This window comes from Methylobacterium sp. Leaf118 (assembly GCF_920984675.1).
Classification (GTDB): Bacteria; Pseudomonadota; Alphaproteobacteria; order Rhizobiales; family Beijerinckiaceae; genus Methylobacterium.
On sequence record NZ_CAKLBV010000012.1, the window covers coordinates 77,199 to 98,310 of the forward strand.

Sequence of the window (21,112 nt, forward strand, 5' to 3'; positions counted from 1 at the left end):
GCGGAGCGCCGCCCGGCTTCGGCTCGGGCTCTATTTCAGGTGGGCGACATACACGTCACCCGCCGCCCGCTTCAATTCGGCACCGGCCTCCCGCCCGATCGCGGCGGCGTCGGTGGCGGCGCCCTCGCGGCGCACCCCCCAGTGGCGGGAGCCGTCCGGCAGGAACAGCAGGCCGTCGAGGGTGAGCCGGTCGCCGTCGATCCGGGCGAGCGCGGCGATCGGCGTGCGGCAGGAGCCGTCGAGCTCGGCCAGCAGCCCACGCTCGGCGTCCAGCGCGGTCGTGGTCGTGGCGCAGGCGATCGGCGCCAGCAGGGCGCGGACCGCGTCGTCCCCCGCCCGGCACTCGATGCCCAGGGCTCCCTGCGCGACGGCGGGGAGCATCTCGTCCACGGAGAGGACGGAGCGGGCCACGTCCTCCATGCCGAGGCGCTGCAAACCGGCAAGGGCGAGCAGGGTCGCGTCGCACTCGCCGGCCTCGAGCTTGCGCATCCGGGTGTTGGCGTTGCCGCGCAACGGCACGATCCGCAGGTCGGGCCGGTGCATCAGCACCTGGGCCCCGCGCCGCAGGGAGGACGTGCCGACCCGCGCCCCGGCGGGCAGGTCGGCGAGCCCGGTCGCCGCGCTCGCGCTGAGGAAGGCATCCCGGGGATCGTCCCGCTCCAGGATGCAAGCAATGACGAGCCCGTCCGGCAGCCACGTCTCCACGTCCTTCATGGAGTGGACCGCGACGTCGATGGCATCGGCGATGAGGGCCTGCTCCAGCTCCTTGGTGAACAGGCCCTTGCCGCCGATCTCGGAGAGCGGCCGGTCGAGCACACGGTCGGCCACCGTCGACACGACGACGATCTCGGTCTCCAGGCCGGGATTGGCCGCGACGATGCGGTCGCGGACCATTCCGGTCTGCGCCAAGGCCATCGGGCTGCCGCGGGTGCCGATTCTGAGAGGGCGCGCAATCATGCTTTGCGCTGTAGCCGAGACCGCCGCCCGCGTCACGCCGCGACGCGGCGCGAAGCGGGGCTCTCGGGCCTTTCCGCGGGAAAATGTTGCGACACGGGCTGGACAGCGCCCCCGGCGATTGCTAATTGCCCGCCACCGCAGGGAATTGGTGGCCCAGCGGCCCGGCCTCACCCCAGAGGCCGACGGGCGCATAGCTCAGTTGGTAGAGCAGCTGACTCTTAATCAGCGGGTCCTAGGTTCGAACCCTAGTGCGCCCACCAAACATCTCCCTGATACGACTGCACTTCTTCGATGGCTTGGCGGTACAGCTAGGCCCGGTCGGGTATCCGGTCGGGAAAATGCGTTCAGGTTTCGAGCTTACGGATCACGGCCAGAGCGAGCGCCGGGTCGCGGTTGAGGTGGTGGGAATCGGGAATCGATCGGACGTTTGACCCTGACCCAGCAAACTGGTCGGCGCTGAGCGCAAGTTTTTCGGGCATCCTGAACCTTGAAGGAGGGTGGATGCCATGCCTCGCAAACGATTCACGAACGAACAGATCGCCTTCGCCCTGCGGCAGGCGGAGAACGGCGCGACGGTGGACGAGGTCTGCCGGAAGAGGGGCGTGTCCGAGCCGACGTTCTACCTCTGGAAGAAGCAGTTCGTCGGCATGGGCGTGCCGGAGATCCGGCGGCTGAAGCAGCTGGAGGATGAGAACAGCAAACTCAAACGACTGGTGGCTGACCTGACGCTGGATCGGTCCATGCTGCAGGATGTGCTCAAGCGAAAGTGGTGAGGCCCGCCGCTCGTCGCGAGGTCGTCGATCCCCTGCAGGCGGCCTACGACATCAGCGAGCGTCGGGCCTGCCAGGCCACCGGTTTCGGCCGCTCGTCCCAGCGTTGCAGGAAGCGCTCCGACCCGCAGGTGGCGCTGCGGATGCGGCTCAAGGAGTTGGCCGCTGCACGGGTGCGCTACGGCTCCCGACGGCTGCACATCCTGTTGCGGCGGGAGGGCTGGGAGGTGAACCACAAGCGCACCTACCGGATCTACCGTGACGAGGGACTGTCGATCAGGCCCAGGCTGCCCAGGCGCAAACGGGCCTGGCGCTACCGGCAAGGGCGGCCGGCCATCGGCGGACCCAACGAGGTCTGGGCCATGGACTTCATGTCCGACCGCATCTTCGACGGACGTCCGTTCCGGATCCTGACGGTCGTTGATTGCCGTACGCGAGAGGCGCTCTCGCTCACACCGAGAGCCAACTTCCGCGCCTTCCAGGTGACCGACGCCCTAAACGCCTTGGTCCGGCTGCGGGGGCGGCCCAAGAGCCTGCGGGTCGACAATGGACCGGAGTTTGCCGGGCGCATGCTCGACCAGTCGGCGTACCTGAACGGGGTCGAGATCGACTTCTCGCGGCCGGGCAAGCCGACCGACAACGGCAACAAACGAGTCGTTCAACGGCCGCCTACGGGCGGAATGTCTGAACGCCTCGTGGTTCCTGTCGCTGGCCGATGCCCGCGAGCGCATCGAGGACTGGAGGTCCCACGACAACGAAGATCGACCCCATACGGCCCTAGGCGACTTGACGCCCCGAGCCTTCGCCAACCAAGCTGTCACAGCCCGAGAACTTGCATTGGCCGTGGACCACAAACAGGGTCAACTCCAGGCCATTTTGTACTAATTTTGAGCTTGGACCACCGCGTGGGGGCCGATCAGGCATCCTCATCCTGGAGCGATTGCCTGCTGCGACCAGCTTGACCGATTTACCCACCCTATCAAGAGAGTTATGTAGGGCGTGTAGCAGGATGTGCGGAGATGATATGACGGGCACCAGTACCCTAGCGGGACGCCTCGCGGCGTGGCGTACCGCCCTTCCGTCAGAGGCATTTTTCTGGGACTTGTGGATTTCGACGAGCGGTCATCTCTGGCCCGACGATTTCACGGCTCGGATGGATGCTTCGCGTCCGCTTCCCTATCATATTGCGAAACATCTTCCGGATAGCATGAACGCACGCGTTCTTGATGTGGGCGCTGGCCCCGCCACCGTCCTCGGTCGAACGCATCCCAAGCGCAACATCGACCTTGTAGCCTGCGACCCGCTAGCACCTGTCTACAACACGCTGCTCGACCGGCATGGTGTCACGCCTCCGATACGCACGGTCCAAGCCTTCGCAGAGGATCTTTCCTCGGTATTCGATGCCGAATCCTTTGATATTGTGTATTGCCAGAACGCACTTGATCATTCGTTCGAGCCCCTTCGGGGAATCGAGGAGATGCTTATCGTGCTGCGGACTAGGGGGGTAATCGTAATGGCGCATTACACCGACGAGGCCGAACATGAGCGATACGTTGGCTTACACCAGTGGAATTTCAATGCTCGCGACGGCCGGTTCATCATCTGGAACCGCGTTCAAGAAATTGATGTCAACGAGGCGCTCAAGGACGTTGCGCGCGTGACCGTCACGGTAGAGGGGCGTGGGCACGCGGTCACCATCGAGAAACTGCGGGATTGGCCGAACTCGTTGCACGAAAGACACCGCAATCGCCTCGCATCGCTGTTGTCAGGGCTCCTTGACGCTGAAGGCGTTACCAAAGCAGCAGACCAAGAACTGAAGCGCATTAACGCAATGGCTAATCCTGCAGATGGGGAGCACAGGGACGAGGCTCTGAAGCCAGCGCAGCATTCCCCGTAAGTAGCGAACATTTTAGTGCTACTATTTGTCCATCAATATTGCGCGACGACGAAATTTCCACAAATGTTCAGCATTATTTTTTAAGCAAATGAGATGGCGCGTTGGCTCCCCCTGTCGCGATGGTGCACGAGCCCGCCGCCCTGAGGGGGACGGCGCTCGGGCCGGGCCTGCTCCAGAGCATCGAGCACGAAGGTGGCGTGCGCCGTGTGGGAGCCCCCTCAGTCGACGATGCGCCGGGCCTCGGCATCGATCACGAACGCGCTCGTTGTCGAAGTCGGCCCCGGTCGCGACGTAGGTGAAGTCGCTGACCCATGGGGCCTTCGGATGCAGCGCCTTGAACGGGCGGTTCACCCGGTCGAGCGGACAGGCCGCGGCCGGGTCGGGGATGGTGGTGCGGCAGCACCGCCCATCGGATCCACGGCACCACCGAGCCCGGCTTGATCGGGCGCGCGGCCTCCTCCGGCTGCATCCGTATGCGCAACAGCGACGTCATCGAACTCTACGAGCAGGTGCCCGTGGGAACGCGCGTCGACGTGTTGTGACGAGCAGGAGCGCAGACGGATCGTGGGAGGGGCGCCTCACGGACCACCGATGAGGGATCGAGCCTGCGTGAACGAAGACTGATCCCGGACGGCGCAGCGTCATCATCGAACGACCAGCGAGTGCCCGCGATGGTCCGCAAGCATCCGGCCATGACGCTGTCGTCCGCGCCGGCGACGCTCGGCCGGTCTCTCCTTTGAGGTTTGTTATCGGAGCCGTGCGAGGCTCCCCACAACGTGGCGGGACACGTCCCCCGGAAGCGGCGAGCGCCCATGGTAACGCTCTTGTCTCGGCTCCTCGCGCTCCTGGCCCGGCCGCGGGCGACGGTGCCGCTGGTCCTGGTCCTGATCGCGATCCTCGGCGTCGCCCCCGCTTCCGCCCAGGCACTGCCGACGGACCTGAGCCTGCCGCTGCCGGGGCCGTTCCCGCCGATCCGGCTGCTCACGCTCCTGCTCGGTCTTCACCTCATTGGTCTGTGCCTCGGGCTCGGCGGCGCGACCATGCTCGATTTCTGGATCCTGCGCTGGATGCGCTGGGGCGGCCTGCCGCCCGAGATCGCGCGCACCTTCCTGTTCGTCAGCAAGGTGGTCTCCGTCGGGATCGCGCTCTTGTGGATCTCCGGGCTCGGCTTCCTCGCCCTCTACGCGATCGAGGCGCCGGAGAAGCTGTCGAATCCCAAGCTCGTAGCCAAGATCGTCATCGTGCTGGCGCTGACCGTGAACGGCCTGCTGATCCACGCCCTGGTCCTGCCCCGCGTGCTGCGGGATGTGAGCCGGCCGATGTTCGAGGGCGTGTCGCATATCAGCACCGTGATCTTCCTCGTGTCGGGGGCGGTCTCCGGCGTCTCGTGGTACGCGGCCTTCGCCCTCGGCCTGATGCGCGAATTGAACGGGCGCGCTTCCGGCGGGCTCCTCCTCTCCCTCTGGCTCCTCGGCGTGGTCGCGGCGGCCGGCGGTGCCTTCGCCTTCTGGCACTCTCTGCTGGCGCGCAGCGCCCGCGGCGCCATGGCCGAGCCGTCGCCGGATCTGCGCCCGCTCGCATTCGGCGAGGCGCCCGCCGTTCCGCCCCATCCGATGCGGGCGGTGCCGATCGCCTTCACCGCCGTGCCGGCCAACCAGATCGTCCTCCTCGGCCGGCGCTGACCCGCGCGTGACGCCGGTCCCGTCCGGGCCTCGGCCCCGTTTCTGGGCAGGGGTGAAGCGGGGGTCTCGGAGCGAGGCTTACTGCGCGAGCTGGGTCACGCTGGTGATCGCGCCCATCACCGAGATGATGAGGCCGCCGATCAGGCCGCCGACCGTCACCGTCACCAGGGGCGTCAGCAGGGCGAGCAGGCGGTCGATGCGCTGGCGCGTCTGGGTCTCATGCATGTCGGCGGCGTGGATCAGGACGGGGCCGAGGCGGTTCACCTGCTCGCCGCTGGCGATGAGGTTGAGGGTCGAGGGAGCATGGGCCTTGAGGCTCGACAGGCCCGAGGCGAGGCTGCCGCCCTCGGTCAGCCGCCGTCCCGCCTCCTCGAGGGCGAGGCGGAACACCCGGTTGCCGGCGAGCGGGCGCGTCGCCGCCACCGCGTCGGGGATCGGTACCTGGGCGGTGAGCAGCGTGCCGAGCACCCGGCAGATGCGCCCGAGCTCGATCCCGACCACGATCTCGCGCAGCAGCGGCACGCGCAGGGCGAGCCGTCCGCGGGCCGCGGCGAAAGCCGGGTCGGGCCAGAACCGGGCCAAGCCCAGGCCGGTGAGCGCCGCCCCGCCGAGGATCCAGGGCCAGCCCAGGCGCACGATGTCGCCCAGCGCGCCCGCCGCCCAGATCGCGAAGGGCGGCTCGCGGCCGGTGCCGTCGAACAGGGGCGCCAGCGCCGGAACCAGCACGACGACGATCATCACGAGCGTGCCCGCCGCCATCAGCAGGAGCAGCGCCGGGTAGATCATCGCCGAGGTGAGGTGGCGGCGCACCGCGTCGCGGCGCTCGATCGAACCGGTGAGCGAGCCGATCACGTCGACCAGCGTGCCGGTCGCCTCGCCCGCCCGCACGATGTCGACCATGTCGGCCGGGAAGGCCTGGCGGTGGGCCGCCATCGCCCGCGACAGGGAGGCGCCGGCCACGACCCGCTCGAGAAGGTCGGCAAGGATCGGCTTGAGGGCGGCCGGGGATTGCCGCTCGACGAGGCGAAGCGCCCGGTCGACGGTGAGCCCGGCCCCGACCAAGGTGCCGAACTCCCGCAGGAAGGCGAGGCGGGCGGCGTCGTTGACCCGGTCGCGGCCGAACAGGTCGCGGCGCCAGAACGGCGCCGGGCCGGCCTCGGCCGCCTCGATGGCGAAGACCCGCAGGCCGTCGGCCCGCAGCTGCGCCACGGCGCGCTGCCGCGTCTCGGCCTCGATCCGGCCCGAGCGCGGGCGCCCGTCCTCGGCATAGGCCCGGTAGGCGTAGCGACCCATCAGAGCTGGCCTTCGAGCACGCGGCCGACCTCGTCGAGGGTGGTGTCGCCCGCGATCACCCGCGCCCGGCCGCTCTCGACGAGGCTCGCCATGCCGCCCGCCCGCGCCCGCGCCGCGATGGGCCCCTCCCCCGCGCCCTCCGCGATCAACCCGCGCAGGCCGGCATCGAGAGTCATGATCTCGGAGACGACCATGCGCCCGCGATAGCCGGTGCCGTTGCAGGCCGGGCACCCTCGGGCGCGTTTGAGCGTGAGCGGCACCCGGGGGGCGACGGCGAGGCGGAGCCGCTCCTGGTCGCTCGCGGGCTCCGGCGCCGCGCAGGCGCCGCAGAGCCGGCGGACGAGCCGTTGCGCGACGACGCCATTCAGCGTCGCGGCGATGAGATAGGGCTCGACGCCCATATCCATCAGCCGGGTCACGGTGGCGGGGGCGGAGTTGGTGTGCAGCGTCGAGACGACGAGGTGGCCGGTGAGCGAGGCCTGCACGGCGATGCGCGCGGTCTCGCCGTCGCGGATCTCGCCGACCATGACCACGTCGGGATCCTGGCGCAGGATCGAGCGGAGCGCGGCGGCGAAATCGAGGCCGATCCCGGCATGGGCCTGGACCTGGTTGACCCCGGCCATCCGGTACTCGATCGGGTCCTCGACGGTGACGACCTTGAGATGCGGGCCGTTGATGCGCCGGAGCGCCGCGTAAAGCGTCGTGGTCTTGCCCGAGCCCGTGGGGCCGGTGACGAGGACGAGGCCGTTGGGGCGGCTCGTCATCGCCTCGATCCGGGCGATCGCCGGCGCGTCGAAGCCCAGCGAGGTGAAGTCCTCGACCCGGCGCGAGCCGTCGAGGACGCGCAGAACCACGCTCTCGCCATGGGCCGTCGGCAGGGTCGAGACGCGGATGTCGACGTCCTGGCCGCGGTCGGGCGCCTTCATGCGCCCGTCCTGGGGCAGGCGCCGCTCGGCGATGTTGAGGCCCGACTGAATCTTGATGCGGGTGGTGAGGGCGAGCTGCACCGATTTCGGGAGCCGCTCGGCTTCCACCAGCACGCCGTCCACGCGGTAGCGCACCCGCATGTCGCTCTCTTCCGCCTCCAGGTGGATGTCGGAGGCGGTGAGTTCGAAGGCCTTCCGCACGAGGCGTGCGGCCAAGCGGACGATCGGGGCTTGGCTCGCCACGTCGGCGAGCCGGCTCAGGTCGTCGTCGGCGCCGCCCTCGTCCTCGCCGGCCGCGTCGCCGTAGAGGGCGCGGTGGGCCCGCTCGAACTGGCCTGGGCCGACGAGGCGACAGGTGACCGGCCGGTCGGTGAGATGTTCGAGCGCCGCCGGAATCTCGGGATCGAAGGCGTCCACCAGGGCCACGACGAGGCCGTCCTCGTCGTCCGACAGCGGCAGCACCCGGGCACGGGCGCAGTAATCGGCGCCGATCAGGTCGGGCCGGACGGGGGCGGCGGGCAGATCCTCCTCTTGGAGGATGGCGAGGCCCGTGGCCGCGGCCAGAGCCTCGACGAGGCCCGCCTCATGGACGAGGCCGAGTTCGCTCAAGAGGACCGGCAGCGGCCGGCGACCCGGCCGGTCGAGGGCGGCCAGGGCCCGCTCGTGACCGGCGGCGTCGAGCAGGCCGCGTGCGGCGAGGTTGTCCAGGAAGGCCCGGGGGGCGTCGCGCCGATCGCGGCTGCCGCCGCGCCGGTCGGGCCGGACCCGCCGTGGCCGGCTCTTCGAACCCCAGACGCTCAGCATCCCCGGCAGGCCCCCGACGGCGCCCTTCGCGTCCAGGGTTCGACCGTCCCCGAATCCCGCGCGGCGTCGCGCCGTGTCGAGCGAGGTAATCACCGTGAGCCTTAACAACTCCTCTCGCCGATCCGCGGGGCGCGGCGGAGCCCGGGCTCGCCTTCGGCCGTGTCGGCCCGGGTGCGGCGGAATGTCCGAAAGTTCGCCGCATTCGAGGGGATGCCCACCCGCGCGGCTCCGATGACAGCGCTTGTCGCGTCGGTCTGAGGGGGCGCGCCGTTCCGCGAAAAAGCCGATGCGACGCAGAGACTTGGAAAATCGTCTCGGATCCCGTCTCCGGGGCGACGCGCGCGACAACCCTCGGTGTCGCCCCTCCCCTCGTTCGATCGGGCCGAAGCGCCGGACGAACCGGGTGTGCCCCCGAACGCCGTCGACATCGGGTCCGCCTCCGCGGCGCTACGGCCTGACTCGGGGCTCCGAAATGGTGCAGCTTCTGCCTGTGTCTTGGAAGTAACAGCCAGGTAACCTGGAATGGAGTATATCAATTCCAGCTTATACCGATGGGGGCCATAAATATGAACAAGGTATTAATTTCTCTCGCTGCGCTCGTTCTACTGACATCGACCGCGTCGGCTGCCGATCTGCCGCGTCGCGTCGACCCGCCGCAGTTTGCTCCCGTTCCGGTCTTCAGCTGGACTGGCTTCTATGTCGGTGTGAACGCCAGCGGCGTCGTCGACGGCACGTTCGGCGCCTCGCTCCTGACCCCGGTCAACATTTCCGGAACCGCCTCGGCCGGCGGCTACGTCGCGGGCGGCACGATCGGCTACAACTACCAGTTCACTCCGGGCAACGGCTTCGTGATCGGCCTCGAGGGCGATGTCGGCTATGCCGACATCCACAACCGCCTCTCGGTCTCGGTGCCGGGCCTCGGCAGCGCGTCCGCCGGTGTCGAGACCGACAGCTACTTCGCGACCGCCCGCGGTCGCCTGGGCTACGCCTTCGGTCCCGCTCTCATCTTCGCGACCGGCGGCTATGCCGCGTCGGAAATCGGCGTCCGCGCCGATGCCGCGGCACTGGGCTTCGCCGGCGCCTTCTCGCAGAAGACCTCGATCGACGGCTACACCGTGGGTGGCGGCCTCGAATACGCGATCCTGCCGAACTTCTCGGTCAAGGGCGAGTACCTCTACAGCAACCTCGAGAAGCCCTTCCGCGGCAACGTGCTGGGCACCGATTTCACGGCCCGGGCGAAGCTCGAAGTGCAGCAGCTGAAGGTTGGTATCAACTACCGCTTCAACCTGTTCAACTGATCGCGTTCATTCCGTCGCTTTGATCCTCGGCCCGTCCGGCATTCCGCCGGGCGGGCCGTTCCGCGTCGGGCAGGCTCACGCCGCCTGCTCCGACCGGCTGGCGCTTTCGGCGCGTGGCCGGACGCGGGGGGGTTAAGCGGAAAGCGCCCCATATCCGTCCAGGCTGGGCCGTCCGCCGAGGCCGGGTCGTCCGCAAGACGGGGCCCGGGACATCCGCGACGTGTCGCCCGCGCAGCGGAGTTCGCCTTGGGAAGCCGATACGGGTTGGAGATCCGCACTGCCGTGGCGGCCGACGCGCCGGGCCTCGCCGTTCTGCTGGAAGCGGCCGGCCATCCGATTCCGGCCCAGCGCCTGGCCGGCCGCGTCGAGGCCCTGCGATGGAGCCACGGCACGGCCCTGATCGCCCTCGAATGGGGTCCGCCGAGCGGCGTCGTCGTCCTGCACTGGTACCCGGCGCTCGGCGAGGACGCCCCCGTCGCCGCCATCACGACGCTTCTGGTCGGGCCCGAGGAGCGCCGCCGGGGCATCGGGCGCCAACTCTTGAAGTCGGCCTCCCAGGCCGCGCGCATGGCCGGCTGCGACGCGCTGCGCCTCCTGGCCGCGGCCGAGGATCCGACGCTGGCGGCCTTCTGCCGCGCCACCGGCTTCGTGTGGCGCGAGGACGCCTTTGTCCGGCCCCTGCGGAAGAAGGCCTGAGCCCGGTATGACCTCCGGGCCCCGCGGCCTAGGGGACCACCTTCGCGACCGGAGCCGGCGAGCGGGTCAGGCTCTGGATTTCCCGCGGGGGCCGTCCGGCCTTCTGGGCGATCTCGGCCTCCTGCTCGGCAATGAGGTCGCGGGCCGGCGCGTCGCCGTCGAGCCCGCCGAGGATCTCCATGGGGACACGCCGGTTCGAGGCTCGGCTGCCGTCCGAGTAGACGACATCGAAATTCACGAAGCCGCGCTGTTGCGGCAGAGATTTAATGCGCTTGGCCATGCCCGCTGATAGAGGCTGCGCGGCGGTGAGAGCAACGGCTGCCGGCGCAGGCCGGGTTGCGCGCAGCGCGTGGCCGAGAGGGAACACGATGAACGCCTGGGTTCACCTCGACACCGGGCACGTTCCCGGCGGCGGCAAGAGCCTCGCGCTGATGCAGCGGGGCACCGAGTTCTCGATCGTCGTCGACACCATCGAGCTGATGAACAGCACACGGGGGCATTCGGAGGAGGCCCTGGCCTCGCTCGCCTGCGCTCGCCTCGCCGGCCGGCCGAGCCCGCGCCTGCTCATCGGCGGCCTCGGCATGGGCTTCACCCTGCGCGCGGCCCTGGCGGCGCTCGGCCCCGAGGCCCGGATCGTCGTCGCGGAACTGGTGCCGGCAGTGGCGGCCTGGGCGCGGGGGCCCCTGGCCGGCGTGTTTCGCGGCTGCCTGGACGATCCCCGCGTCACGGTGTGCGAGAGCGACGTGAACCGCCTGATCCAGTCGGCCCCGGCGGCCTGGGACGCCATCCTGCTCGACGTGGACAATGGCCCCGAGGGCCTGATGCGGCGGGGCAACGACCGGCTCTACGACAGCTGGGGCCTGAAGCGGGCCCATTGGGCGCTCACGCCCGGCGGCGTTCTCGGCGTGTGGTCGGGCTCACCGGCGCGGAAGTTCAAGTCCCGGCTCCAGCGCCACGACTTCGCCGTCGAGGAGGTGCGGATGCCGGCCAGCGGGACGAGCGGCCCGCGCCACGTGGTCTGGATCGCCACCCGGCCCTGAGGCCGCCCCGCGGCTCAGGGCGTGCCGCCGATCCGCTGGGCCGCCTCGAACCGGTTGAGGAAACGCGGCTCCTTCTCGGGGGCGATGCGGATCGTGAGCGCGATCGTCCCAGCCGGGTCGGCGTGGCGGTCGAGCACCTCGGCATTCTCGTAGAGCCAGTTCAGCGCTGCGCCGTCCTCGGGCGGAAGCGTCAGCGCGAAGGTCGAGCGGGCGCGGGCGATCTGGCCCTCGATGCGCTGGGCCAGCAGCCCGAGGCCCTCGCCGGTCAAGGCCGAGACCAGGATGGGCCCGGGGCCGGCCCCGGTATGGCTGCCCGCGAGGTTGAGGAGCCGCGTGCGCTCGTCGGCCTCGAGGAGGTCGGCCTTGTTCCAGACCTCGACGATCCGCTCGGCATCGGGCTCGATGCCGAGTTCGCGCAGCACGCTCTCGACGTCCTCGGCCTGGGCCTGAGTGTCGCCGTGCGAGACGTCGCGCACATGCAGCAGGATGTCGGCCTCGATCACGTCTTCGAGGGTCGCCCGGAAGGCGGCGATCAACGAGGTCGGCAGGTCGGAGATGAAGCCGACCGTGTCCGACAGGATCACCGTCTCGCCATGGGGGAGCTTCGTCGCCCGGGCGGTCGGATCGAGGGTCGCGAACAGCATGTCCTGCGCCTTCACCTGCGCTTTGGTGAGGGCGTTGAAGAGGGTCGACTTGCCGGCATTCGTGTAGCCGACGAGGGCGACGATCGGGTAGGGCACCCGCGCGCGGCTCTTGCGGTGGAGGCCGCGGGTGCGCACGACGGCCTCCAGATCGCGCTCGATCCGGGTCATCCGCTCCTGGATCATGCGGCGGTCGGCCTCGATCTGGGTTTCGCCGGGCCCGCCGAGAAAGCCGAAGCCGCCGCGCTGGCGCTCGAGGTGGGTCCAGGAGCGCACGAGCCGGGACTTCTGGTAGGCCAGATGGGCGTGCTCGACCTGGAGCGTGCCCTCGCGGGTCGAGGCGCGGCGGCCGAAGATCTCGAGGATCAAGCCGGTGCGATCGATGACCTTGGCGCCCCAGGCCTTTTCGAGGTTGCGCTGCTGCACCGGCGAGAGCGCGCAATCCATCACCACGAGGCCGATCTCCTCGGCCTGGATCAGGCCGGCGATCTCCTCGACCCGGCCCTTGCCGAGATAGGTCGACGGGCGCGGGCGCTGGAGATGGAGACCGAGCGTCTGCGCCACGTCGAGTTCGATCGCGGCGGCGAGGCCCACCGCTTCGTCGAGGCGCGCCTCGTCGGAGCGGGTGAGGTCGGATTGTCCCGGCAGCGTGCGCTGGGCGGCCCGGGTGAGATACGGGCCGACCACCAGCGTGCGGGTTGCGGCGGCGATCTCGCCCTCGGGCGCGGCCTGCCGCTGGAGTCGTTCTTCGCCGGGCGTCTGCAATTCGGTCATCGGGGCCTCTCGCCGGTCAACTCGCGATCGCGAAGCCGGCTCCGTCGGTGGGCGAACGCCGCGAGAGATGGGGGCGCACCCTCGCCGGCGCTGACGAGGGCCAAGCCCTTTTTGCCGCCCTCGGCCCGGCAGCCGACGCGCCGTCCCGGGCGCGGCGGCTCGGGAGACGGCGCGTGCAGTCTTGAGAAAGATGGTCGGCAACGGGCTTCGAACAAGCGTCCCTGAGGACGCGGCTCGCGCGCCGCGCCGGACGCGGCCCGTCCGGGAGGGGAATCCCGCCGCGGAGGGATGCGCTTCATGCGATGGGACGCGCCGCTTTGCCTCCTAGGGTCGCGCCCGCGCCGCCCGATCCCGGAATGGGACCGCGACGCCGGCCCCTGAGCCTCGCGGCCGCGATCCACAGAACGCGGAAGGGCCCGGCCTCGGCGGAGCGGGCGAACGCCCGCGCTCCGCCTATGATCGGCGCTGGCCTTACGCCTTGTCGGGCGCGGTCTCGTCCGGCTCGAACAGCTGCACCGGATGGCCGGGCATGATGGTCGAGATCGCATGCTTGTAGACGAGCTGAGAATGCCCGTCGCGGCGCAGCAGAACGCAGAAATTGTCGAACCACGTGACGACGCCTTGAAGCTTGACGCCGTTGACGAGGAAGATCGTCAGTGGGATCTTGTTCTTGCGGACATGGTTGAGGAACGTATCCTGGAGGTTTTGCGCCCGTTCGCCCGCCATTTTTTCTTATCCTTGTCTTGACACCGCTGCGCGAGGGCGCGGCCCGTTTCGTGGTCGCCCGGCGCATGCAACCATCGCGCCGCCGACACCCGCTTCCCCAAGCGTCGGTATTACAGGGCGAACCCCCTTCCGACGCAAGCCCTTCCTGGCGGCGAAGCGACACCGTGCCGATTCTGTCGGGGACGCCGCCGGGATCGGGGCCGGTTCCGTTTGCCGCTGGGTCGGGCCCTGCGGCGTCAGGGCCCGATGCCGAGGGACTTCAACTTACGGTGCAGCGCCGACCGCTCCATGCCGATGAATTCGGCGGTGCGGGAGATGTTGCCCGAGAAGCGGGCAATCTGCGCCACGAGGTATTCCCGCTCGAAGATCTCGCGGGCTTCGCGCAGGGCCAGGCTCATCAACTTCTCGCCGCCCGCCCCTGTCGGCGTCGTCGGCACCAGGGCGCCGATCTCGGTCGGCAGCATCTCGGAGGTGACCTCCTGATCGGGATCCGACTGGGTCAGGATCATCAGCCGCTCGACGTTGTTGCGCAGCTGCCGGATGTTGCCGGGCCAGTCGTGGGATTGCAGCACCGCCATGGCATCCTCGGCGATGCGGCGGCGCGGCAGGCCGGTGGCCGCCGAGATCTGATCCATGAAGAAGGAGATCAGTTCCGGCACGTCCTCGCGGCGCTCGGCCAGGGAGGGGATGCGGATCGGCACGACCGAGAGGCGGTGGAACAGGTCTTCCCGGAAGCGCCCCGCCCCGATCTCCTCGGCGAGGTCGCGGGAGGAGGACGAGATGATCCGCACGTCGACATGGACCCGGGCGGTGCCGCCGACGCGCTGGAAGTTCTGATCGACGAGGACGCGCAGGATCCGGCTCTGCGTCTCCTTGGGCATGTCGGCGACTTCGTCGATGTAGAGGGAGCCGCCATGGGCCTCCTCCAGGGCGCCGACGCGGCGCGCCCTCCCCTCGCCCGCCTCGACGCCGAACAGTTCGGCCTCCATCGTCTCGGGCGTGATGGTGGCGGCGTTGATGACGACGAAGGGGCCGCTGGCCCGGGCCGAGGCCGCGTGGAGCGTGCGGGCCGAGAGTTCCTTGCCGGCGCCTGGGGCGCCGGAGATCATCACCCGGGCGTTGGTCGGTGCCACCCGCTCGATGGTCTGGCGCAGCTGGTTGACGGCGACCGAGGCGCCGACGATGCGGCTCGCCTGCCCCGAGCGCACCTTGAGATCGCGGACCTCGCGCTTGAGGCGGGAGGCCTCCAAGGCCCGCTCGGCCACCAGGATCAGCCGGTCGGCCTTGAACGGCTTCTCGATGAAGTCGTAGGCGCCCGACTTGATGGCCGCGACCGCGGTCTCGATGTTGCCGTGGCCCGAGATCATCACCACCGGCAGGTCGGGATGACCCGCCTTGATCAGGTCGAGCACCTGCAGCCCGTCGAGACGGGAGCCCTGCAGCCAGATGTCCAGGAAGACGAGGTGGGGCCGGCGCGACTCGATCGCCGCGAGCGCCTCGTCGGAGCCGGCGGCGGTGCGGGTGCGGTGGCCCTCGTCGTCGAGGATGCCGGCCACGAGGTCGCGGATATCCGCCTCGTCGTCGACGATCAGGATATCGGCGCTCATGGCTGCATCTCCGCGATGCGTCGCGCTTCCATGGCGCCCTCCCTGTTTCGATTCATCGTTGTTCCGTCTTGGCCGCCCGGCGCCGCGGAGCGGTCCCGTTCCGGTCCGCCCCCGTCCCCGACTTCCCGCGGCAGTCGCATGCGGACCTGTCCGCCGCGCCCGTCGGGGTTGTCGTTGAGCTCGATCCCGCCTCCGTGCTCCTCGAGCACTTTCGAGACGATCGCGAGCCCGAGGCCGGTGCCGCCCTCGCGGGTCGTCATATAGGGTTCGAGAAGGCGCTGGCGCCCCTCCGCCGGAAAGCCTTTTCCGTTATCGGTGACCTCGATCACCACGAAGACCTCCTCGACCAGGAGGCGCAGGCGCACGCGGCCCTGATCGCCGTCGGCTTTCAACACCTCCTCCGGCACGGCCTGCACGGCCTCGACGGCGTTCTTGAGGATGTTGGTCAGCGCTTGGGAGAACAAGCGCACGTCGAAGGCCGCGACGACCCGGCCGCGCTCGTCCTCGCCCACCGTCTCGAACGGAAACGCGACGTCGGGATGGGCCATGCGCAGCATGAACAGGTTCTGCCGGGCGATCTCGGCGAGGTCCTGCTGGGTGATGGCCGGCTTGGGCATCCGGGCGAAGGAGGAGAACTCGTCCACCATGCGCTTGATCTCGTCGACCTGGCGCACGATCGTGGCGGTGCACTGCTCGAACACCTCCTTGTCGGCCGTGATCACTTTTCCGTATTTCCGCCGGATCCGCTCGGCCGAGAGCTGGATCGGGGTGAGCGGGTTCTTGATCTCGTGGGCGATCCGTCGGGCCACGTCGGCCCAGGCGGAGGTGCGCTGCGCCGTCACGAGGTCGGTGATGTCGTCGAGGGTCACGACGTAGCCCCGCGCCTCACCCTGCGCCTGCTCGCTCGTGACCCGCACCGCGATGGTGCGTTCGCGTCCGCCCCGCACGAGCTGGATCTGCTGCTGGAGCGCGCGCTGGCGTCCCTCGGCCTCCGGGAACAGGGCGGCGATCTCCGGTACGGCCTGGGTCAGAGGCTGGCCGACGAGGTCCTTGGCGGTGAGGCCGAGCGTCTTCTCCGCACTCGGATTGGCGATGGTGATGAGCCCGGCCGCATCGATGCCGAGCACCCCCGGCGAGACGCCGGAGAGCACGGCCTCGGTGAAGCGGCGGCGGCGGTCGATCAGGTCGCTGGCCGCGGTCAGGCCGTCATGCTGGCGGCGCAGCTCCAGCGTCATCTTGTTGAAGCTCTCGCCGAGATGAGCCAGATCCCCGTCGGATTTGCGCGCCGGGACGCGGGCGTAGAAGTTGCCGGCGGCGACCTCGTCGGCGGCGTTGATGAGGCGGCGGATCGGCGCCACGAAGCGGTTGGCGAAGTTGAGCCCGAACCAGACCGCCGAGAGCAGGGTGACGAGCGCGATCAGCACGAAGACCGACGCGAAGGCGACCTGGATGTTCTGCCGCAGGGCGTCGTAGGCGAGGTATTCGGCGGCCGCCGCACGGGAGACGCCGGGGAAGTCGATGGCGAGCTGCGAGACCTCCCGCTGCACCAGCAGAACCGCGTTGTCATAGGCCGGCATCCGCAGCAGCGCGGCGAAGACCCGCCCCTCGTTCGGCAGGAGACAGATCGGGTCGCTCGATTTCGCCGCATCCTCGAAGGCGGCGGCCGAGGGCAGGCGGGTCTGCTTCAGGATGTCGATATTGGCGCGCGCGACCACGTCGTTGGGCCCGCGCATGATCTTGGCGATCGGCAGGCCCAGGGCCTGGGCGCGGGTCGTCATGAAGGTCTCGAACCACTCGCGGTTCACGTCGAACTGGGGCCGCGCCCGGGTCAGGTCGTCGGTGAGGATGCGGATCTCGCGCGCCAGCGACTGGCACTGGTTCTCCAGATGCGCGTCGGCGATCTGGACGGATTTCAGAACCACGTCGCGCACCCGGTCGGTGAAGCCGAGGGAGAGGCCGCGGTCGATCGTCACCGTGGCGACGACGGCGAGCAGGATGGTCGGCAGGATCGCGATCAGGCTGAACAGGCCGACGATGCGGCTGTGGAGCCGCGCCACGGTCGCGTGCGCCCTCCGGGCGTGGATGAAGACGCGGGCCTCCCAGGCGATCACCACGACGAGGCCGAGGACGAGGACGGCGTTCACGCTCACCAGCGAGATGCCGACGCTGCGCGACGGCGTCACCCGGATGAGCCCCGCCAGGACCAGGAAGGTGATGCTGGCCGAGACCAGCGCGACGAGGACCACGGCCGCGCCGATCCAGCCCGGACCGCGCGGCGGCGAGGCGAAGCGCCGCGTCTCGGCGCCCGGGCCGCCCGGATCGGACGGCGGGGGAGTCTGGGACTCGGGCGGGGTCGAGCGGGTGCGTCGCGTGAGCAGCGGCATCACTGATGCGGGGCCACACCAGTGTGGCGAAATTAATACGAATCGGTTGCGCCGCCGCCCCCGCTCAGGCCGCGAGACCGCCCCAGCGGCGCAGGTCGGAGAAGCGCCGGCCGTCGGCGAACCGGACCCGGACGGCCTCCGAGAGCCGGCCCGCGACCTCCACCCGCACGGCCTCCGGCCGCTCCAGCTCGTCCGCCCGGTCCAGGGCCTCGGCGACGGTGAGCGGCACCGGCTCGGCCCCGCCGAAGCCGCGCCACCACGCCACCGCCTTCTCCCGGGCATGGCCCGAATGTTCCAGGCAGACCTCGACCCGGCAGCCGCCGCCGGCCCAGCGGAAGGCGGCGTCGAGCCGGGCGGGGCCCTTTGCGTCGGGGGCCGCCGCGAGACTCCAGGCCGTGACCGGCCGCCAGGACGAGACCGCCGCCGACAGGATCGGGAGCGCGTCCTCCGCGCTGGCGGCGTGCAGCGCCTCGTCCGCCTCGGCCTCCGGCTCGACCCAGCAGGCCTCGCAGGTGCTGGCGTTCAGCGCGATCAGCGCGCCGCAGCCCGGGCATGGTTTCGCCCGCGCGCCACCGCCGAGGGCCGGACCGAGCGCGACGCTGCGGGCGGTCACCGCATCGACTGGCCCGTGCATCCGCACGAGGCCGGCATAGTCGAGCACCAGCCCGTCCGCCTTTCCCGGCGCCCGGCGCAGCGCCCGGCCGACCTGCTGCACGTAGAGCCCCGCCGATTGGGTGGGGCGCAGCAGCGCGATCAGATCGACCTCGGGCACGTTGAAGCCGGTGGAGAGGACCCCGACCGAGGCGAGGCAGCGGATGCGTCCGGCCCGGAAGTCGCGCACGATCCGGTCGCGCTCGCGCCGGCCCATCGCCCCGGTCACCGTCTCGCAGGTGACGCCCTCGGCGCGGATGGCGTCGCGCACGGCGGCCGCATGCGCCAGCCCGGCGCAGAAGGCGAGCCAGGCCCGGCGCTCGCGCCCGAACGCCGCCAGCTCCTCCACCGCCGCCCGGGTGATCCAGTCGCGGTTGACCGCCGCTTCGAGGGCTGAGGACACGTAATCGCCCCCGCGCTTCGGCACGCCCGACACGTCGAGGCGCAAGGCCGTCGCCTTGCAGACGAGGGGTGCGAGATAGCCCTGCCCGATCAGGTCGCCGACGCCCGCCTCGAAGACGATGCGCTCGAAGACCCGGCCCTCGCCCTCGTCGAGCCGGCCGGAATCGAGGCGGTAGGGCGTCGCCGTGAAGCCCGCGACCCGTACCCCCGGATGGGCCGCCCGCACCGCGGCGAGGAAGCGCCCGTAGCCGGTCTCGGCCGCGCGGGGCACGAGATGGGCCTCGTCGATCACGACGAGGTCGAGGGGCCCGAAGCATGCGGCCCGGTCGCGCATCGACTGGATCGAGCCGAACACCACCTGGGCGTCGGCCTCCCTCCGCCCGACGCCCGCGGAATAGATGCCGGCGGGGGCCTCCGGCCAGTAGGCGCGCAGCTCACCGTGGTTCTGCACCACCAGCTCGCGCACATGGGCCAGCACGCAGACCCGCGCCCCGGGGGCCCGCTCCAGCCAATCCCGGATGAGCGCGGCGATGACGAGCGCCTTGCCCGCGCCCGTTGGCAGCACGACGAGGCCCGGGCCGCCGCCGGCCTGCCAATGTCCGTGAAGCGCGTCGAGGGCGGCGCGCTGGTAGTCGCGAAGGCGCAGCATGGCCCGGCTTTAGCGGGGCCGCGGGCCGGAGAACAGAGGGGGATCAGCCCGCCGGGGGCATCTTCAGGATCGCGTCGGTGATCCGGTTCGAGAGGCGCAGGGCCGAGCCCGGGCCGCCGAAGTTCCAGACGTTGCGCTCGATCAGACCGACGCGCCCGGCCCGCAGGGCCGGCACCCGGCTCCAGGCGGCGCTGCGGGTCTTGGCCTCGAGGCCGACCGCCGGCCCGGTCATGCTCACCAGCATCACGTCGGCGTCGTCGAGGCCGAGCAGGTCCTCCGAGGTCAGGGGGCGCACGCCCTCGCGGCTGCGGTCGGGCGGCCAGAAGCCGAGGCCCAGGCGCTCGGCCAGACCCGCCGACAGACTGTCGGCGGTGAAGACCCAGTACGTGTCCTGACCGCCGAGTTCCTGGAGGACCACGAGGCGTCGCCCGCCGCGTCCCGCCGCGGCGAGGCGGGCGGCGTCGCCGCGGATCCGCTCCGAGACCTCGGCCTCCACCTGAGCCGCCCTCCCGGAATGGCCGACGTAGCCGGCGATCATGGTCTGGAGGGCGAAAGCCGCATCGAGCCGGGTCGCGGGCGGCTCGGGCGCGAAGTCGAACAGCACGGTCGGGGCGATGCCCTCGAACACGTCGAAGAGCGGCGCGTGCCGGTAGGACACGCCGAGGATCAGGTCGGGCTTCAGCCGGGCGATGGCCTCCAGGCTCGGCTGTTGCCGCGTGCCGACATCGGCGGCCTCCGTGAGCCGCTCCGAGGCGACGCCGATCCAGCCGGGATAGAGCTTCGGGTCGGACATCCCGACCGGCGGCACGCCGACCGCGGCGAGCATTTCGGCGAGCAGGAATTCGAGGGCGACGACCCGCCGGGCCGGTCCCGGCAGGGCGGCGGAGCGGCGGAACACGAGGTCGGCCGGTCGCGCCGGCCCGGCCGCCAGCGCGGCCAGGGCGCCGAACCCCCAGCCGAGGCAGTCGCGGCGATGGGGTGGGCGGATCATCGGGCCGCCTTCCGGGCACGGGCCATCAGCCACAGGAAGTAGGGCGCGCCGATCATCGCGGTGAGCGCGCCGGCCGGGATCTCCTTCGGGGCGAGCAGCCCGCGGCCGAGAATGTCGGCGGCGACGGTCAGGAGGGCGCCGAGGAGCATCGCCACCGGCAGGCGGTCGCCATGGGCGTGGAAGCCGATGAGCCGGGCGAGATGCGGGGTGAGAAGGCCGACGAAGGCCAGCGGTCCGACGATCGCCACCGCCGCGCTGGCCAGCACCGCGGCGAGCGTGAGCGCCAGCGCCCGCAACAGCCCGACATTCAGGCCGAGCCCGGCGGCCGCGTCGTCGCCGAGCGTCAGCAGATCGAGGGGCCGGCTGAGCAGCGCCAGGGCGGGCAGGCTGGCGAGGAGCCAGGGCAGGAGCGCGACCGCATCGGGCCAGGCCCGGCCATAGGTGCCGCCGACGAGCCAGACGAAGGCCCGGGCGGGCTGGGCGCTGGTCTCGACGATGACCGCGTAGGTCAGCGCCGCGAACAGCCCGCTGAAGGCGAGGCCGGTGAGCGCGACGGGCAGCGGCGCGAACCGGCGGCGGCGGTTGATCGCCAGGATCAGGCCGAGGGTCATGAGGCCGCCCGTCAGCGCCAGGGCGAAGGTCTCGGGCCGGCCGATCAGCGGGACGATCAGTAGCCCCACGAGGGTCGCCAGGGCCGCGCCCTGCGTCACGCCGAGCAGTTCGGGGCCGGCCAGGGCATTGCGCACGACGCTCTGGAGCACCACGCCGCTCGCCGCCAGCATCATCCCGGCGATCGCCGCCACCGCGAGGCGGGGCGCGCGGATGCCGAGGATCAGCCCGGCTTCCGGGTCGGTGCCGGCGAGCGCGGCGGCCCAGCGGACGGGGGCGAGCCAGGTCTCGCCCCAGGCGAGGCCGAAGGCGGCG

The 21,112-nt window shown here is 70.6% G+C and carries 16 protein-coding genes, 1 tRNA gene and 3 pseudogenes; 8 read left to right on the top strand and 12 right to left on the bottom strand.

Features of this window, described 5'->3' with window-relative positions:
• Positions 1-30: 30 nt before the first annotated feature.
• Positions 31-957: a hydroxymethylbilane synthase gene (hemC, locus tag LW587_RS07660; RefSeq protein ID WP_232628997.1), complete on the bottom strand. Its 927-nt coding sequence runs from the start codon at positions 955-957 to the stop codon at positions 31-33.
• 184 nt (positions 958-1,141) lie between these two features.
• Here hemC and LW587_RS07665 point away from each other — a divergent pair.
• The 3 genes and pseudogenes from LW587_RS07665 (at position 1,142) to LW587_RS07675 (ending at position 3,624) form a co-directional block, all read left to right on the top strand.
• Positions 1,142-1,217: transfer RNA gene (locus LW587_RS07665), tRNA-Lys, on the top strand.
• Positions 1,218-1,463: 246 nt separating this feature from the next.
• Positions 1,464-2,612: pseudogene (locus tag LW587_RS07670) on the top strand (IS3 family transposase).
• 322 nt (positions 2,613-2,934) lie between these two features.
• Positions 2,935-3,624 carry a class I SAM-dependent methyltransferase gene (locus LW587_RS07675; RefSeq protein WP_232628998.1) on the top strand — a complete coding sequence of 230 codons (690 nt, stop codon included), beginning with the start codon at positions 2,935-2,937 and terminating at the stop codon, positions 3,622-3,624.
• A 101-nt stretch (positions 3,625-3,725) separates the two neighbouring features.
• Here the strand turns inward: LW587_RS07675 and LW587_RS07680 are convergent.
• Positions 3,726-4,032: pseudogene (locus LW587_RS07680) on the bottom strand (IS3 family transposase); the annotation flags it as partial.
• Here LW587_RS07680 and LW587_RS07685 point away from each other — a divergent pair.
• Both LW587_RS07685 and LW587_RS07690 read left to right on the top strand, forming a co-directional pair.
• Positions 4,014-4,166, top strand: a pseudogene (locus LW587_RS07685) (L,D-transpeptidase); the annotation flags it as partial. The pseudogenes LW587_RS07680 and LW587_RS07685 sit on opposite strands and share 19 nt — an antisense overlap.
• Positions 4,167-4,436: 270 nt before the next feature.
• Positions 4,437-5,306, top strand: coding sequence for a hypothetical protein (locus LW587_RS07690; protein ID WP_232628999.1), 870 nt, complete (start codon positions 4,437-4,439; stop codon positions 5,304-5,306).
• Positions 5,307-5,384: 78 nt separating this feature from the next.
• On the opposite strand, the gene LW587_RS07695 is transcribed toward LW587_RS07690, so the two are convergent.
• Complete coding sequence (locus LW587_RS07695) at positions 5,385-6,599, bottom strand: type II secretion system F family protein (RefSeq protein WP_232629000.1); 1,215 nt, start codon at positions 6,597-6,599, stop codon at positions 5,385-5,387.
• Complete coding sequence (locus tag LW587_RS07700; protein WP_232629001.1) at positions 6,599-8,422, bottom strand: GspE/PulE family protein; 1,824 nt, start codon at positions 8,420-8,422, stop codon at positions 6,599-6,601. The genes LW587_RS07695 and LW587_RS07700 overlap by 1 nt, the downstream gene beginning before the upstream one ends.
• A gap of 473 nt (positions 8,423-8,895) precedes the next feature.
• Here LW587_RS07700 and LW587_RS07705 point away from each other — a divergent pair, with 473 nt between their 5' ends.
• Complete coding sequence (locus tag LW587_RS07705; protein WP_232629002.1) at positions 8,896-9,627, top strand: outer membrane protein; 732 nt, start codon at positions 8,896-8,898, stop codon at positions 9,625-9,627.
• A 246-nt stretch (positions 9,628-9,873) separates the two neighbouring features.
• Positions 9,874-10,323 carry a GNAT family N-acetyltransferase gene (locus LW587_RS07710; RefSeq protein ID WP_232629003.1) on the top strand — a complete coding sequence of 150 codons (450 nt, stop codon included), beginning with the start codon at positions 9,874-9,876 and terminating at the stop codon, positions 10,321-10,323.
• 28 nt (positions 10,324-10,351) lie between these two features.
• Here the strand turns inward: LW587_RS07710 and LW587_RS07715 are convergent, their stop codons facing one another.
• Positions 10,352-10,603, bottom strand: a complete 252-nt coding sequence (locus LW587_RS07715; RefSeq protein ID WP_232629013.1) for a hypothetical protein — start codon at positions 10,601-10,603, stop codon at positions 10,352-10,354.
• 88 nt (positions 10,604-10,691) lie between these two features.
• Here LW587_RS07715 and LW587_RS07720 point away from each other — a divergent pair, with 88 nt between their 5' ends.
• Positions 10,692-11,363 carry a hypothetical protein gene (locus tag LW587_RS07720; RefSeq protein WP_232629004.1) on the top strand — a complete coding sequence of 224 codons (672 nt, stop codon included), beginning with the start codon at positions 10,692-10,694 and terminating at the stop codon, positions 11,361-11,363.
• Positions 11,364-11,377: 14 nt separating this feature from the next.
• On the opposite strand, the gene hflX is transcribed toward LW587_RS07720, so the two are convergent.
• The 7 genes from hflX to LW587_RS07755 form a co-directional block, all read right to left on the bottom strand.
• Positions 11,378-12,778, bottom strand: a complete 1,401-nt coding sequence (gene hflX / locus LW587_RS07725) for a GTPase HflX (protein ID WP_232629005.1) — start codon at positions 12,776-12,778, stop codon at positions 11,378-11,380.
• Between the two features lie 471 nt (positions 12,779-13,249).
• Entirely contained in the window at positions 13,250-13,504 is a 255-nt protein-coding gene (gene hfq, locus LW587_RS07730) for an RNA chaperone Hfq (RefSeq protein ID WP_009866358.1), read from the bottom strand.
• Positions 13,505-13,740: 236 nt separating this feature from the next.
• Complete coding sequence (gene ntrX, locus LW587_RS07735) at positions 13,741-15,111, bottom strand: nitrogen assimilation response regulator NtrX (RefSeq protein ID WP_232629006.1); 1,371 nt, start codon at positions 15,109-15,111, stop codon at positions 13,741-13,743.
• Entirely contained in the window at positions 15,108-17,495 is a 2,388-nt protein-coding gene (locus LW587_RS07740; RefSeq protein ID WP_232629007.1) for a sensor histidine kinase NtrY-like, read from the bottom strand. The genes ntrX and LW587_RS07740 overlap by 4 nt, the downstream gene beginning before the upstream one ends.
• A 64-nt stretch (positions 17,496-17,559) precedes the next feature.
• Positions 17,560-19,197, bottom strand: coding sequence for a DEAD/DEAH box helicase (locus tag LW587_RS07745; protein WP_232629008.1), 1,638 nt, complete (start codon positions 19,195-19,197; stop codon positions 17,560-17,562).
• A 43-nt stretch (positions 19,198-19,240) separates the two neighbouring features.
• Positions 19,241-20,188, bottom strand: a complete 948-nt coding sequence (locus LW587_RS07750; protein WP_232629009.1) for an ABC transporter substrate-binding protein — start codon at positions 20,186-20,188, stop codon at positions 19,241-19,243.
• Positions 20,185-21,112, bottom strand: a 928-nt coding sequence (locus tag LW587_RS07755) for an iron chelate uptake ABC transporter family permease subunit (protein ID WP_232629010.1), incomplete at its 5' end; no start/stop codon positions are given. The genes LW587_RS07750 and LW587_RS07755, both read right to left, overlap by 4 nt.

Excerpts from the sequence above, each read along its gene's own strand:
- hemC (WP_232628997.1), bottom strand. The coding sequence starts at position 957 with ATGATTGCGCGCCCTCTCAGAATCGGCACCCGCGGCAGCCCGATGGCC.
- LW587_RS07675 (WP_232628998.1), top strand. The coding sequence starts at position 2,935 with ATGAACGCACGCGTTCTTGATGTGGGCGCTGGCCCCGCCACCGTCCTC.
- LW587_RS07690 (WP_232628999.1), top strand. The coding sequence starts at position 4,437 with ATGGTAACGCTCTTGTCTCGGCTCCTCGCGCTCCTGGCCCGGCCGCGG.
- LW587_RS07695 (WP_232629000.1), bottom strand. The coding sequence starts at position 6,599 with ATGGGTCGCTACGCCTACCGGGCCTATGCCGAGGACGGGCGCCCGCGC.
- LW587_RS07705 (WP_232629002.1), top strand. The coding sequence starts at position 8,896 with ATGAACAAGGTATTAATTTCTCTCGCTGCGCTCGTTCTACTGACATCG.
- LW587_RS07715 (WP_232629013.1), bottom strand. The coding sequence starts at position 10,603 with ATGGCCAAGCGCATTAAATCTCTGCCGCAACAGCGCGGCTTCGTGAAT.
- LW587_RS07720 (WP_232629004.1), top strand. The coding sequence starts at position 10,692 with ATGAACGCCTGGGTTCACCTCGACACCGGGCACGTTCCCGGCGGCGGC.
- hflX (WP_232629005.1), bottom strand. The coding sequence starts at position 12,778 with ATGACCGAATTGCAGACGCCCGGCGAAGAACGACTCCAGCGGCAGGCC.
- hfq (WP_009866358.1), bottom strand. The coding sequence starts at position 13,504 with ATGGCGGGCGAACGGGCGCAAAACCTCCAGGATACGTTCCTCAACCAT.
- ntrX (WP_232629006.1), bottom strand. The coding sequence starts at position 15,111 with ATGAGCGCCGATATCCTGATCGTCGACGACGAGGCGGATATCCGCGAC.
- LW587_RS07740 (WP_232629007.1), bottom strand. The coding sequence starts at position 17,495 with ATGCCGCTGCTCACGCGACGCACCCGCTCGACCCCGCCCGAGTCCCAG.
- LW587_RS07745 (WP_232629008.1), bottom strand. The coding sequence starts at position 19,197 with ATGCTGCGCCTTCGCGACTACCAGCGCGCCGCCCTCGACGCGCTTCAC.
- LW587_RS07750 (WP_232629009.1), bottom strand. The coding sequence starts at position 20,188 with ATGATCCGCCCACCCCATCGCCGCGACTGCCTCGGCTGGGGGTTCGGC.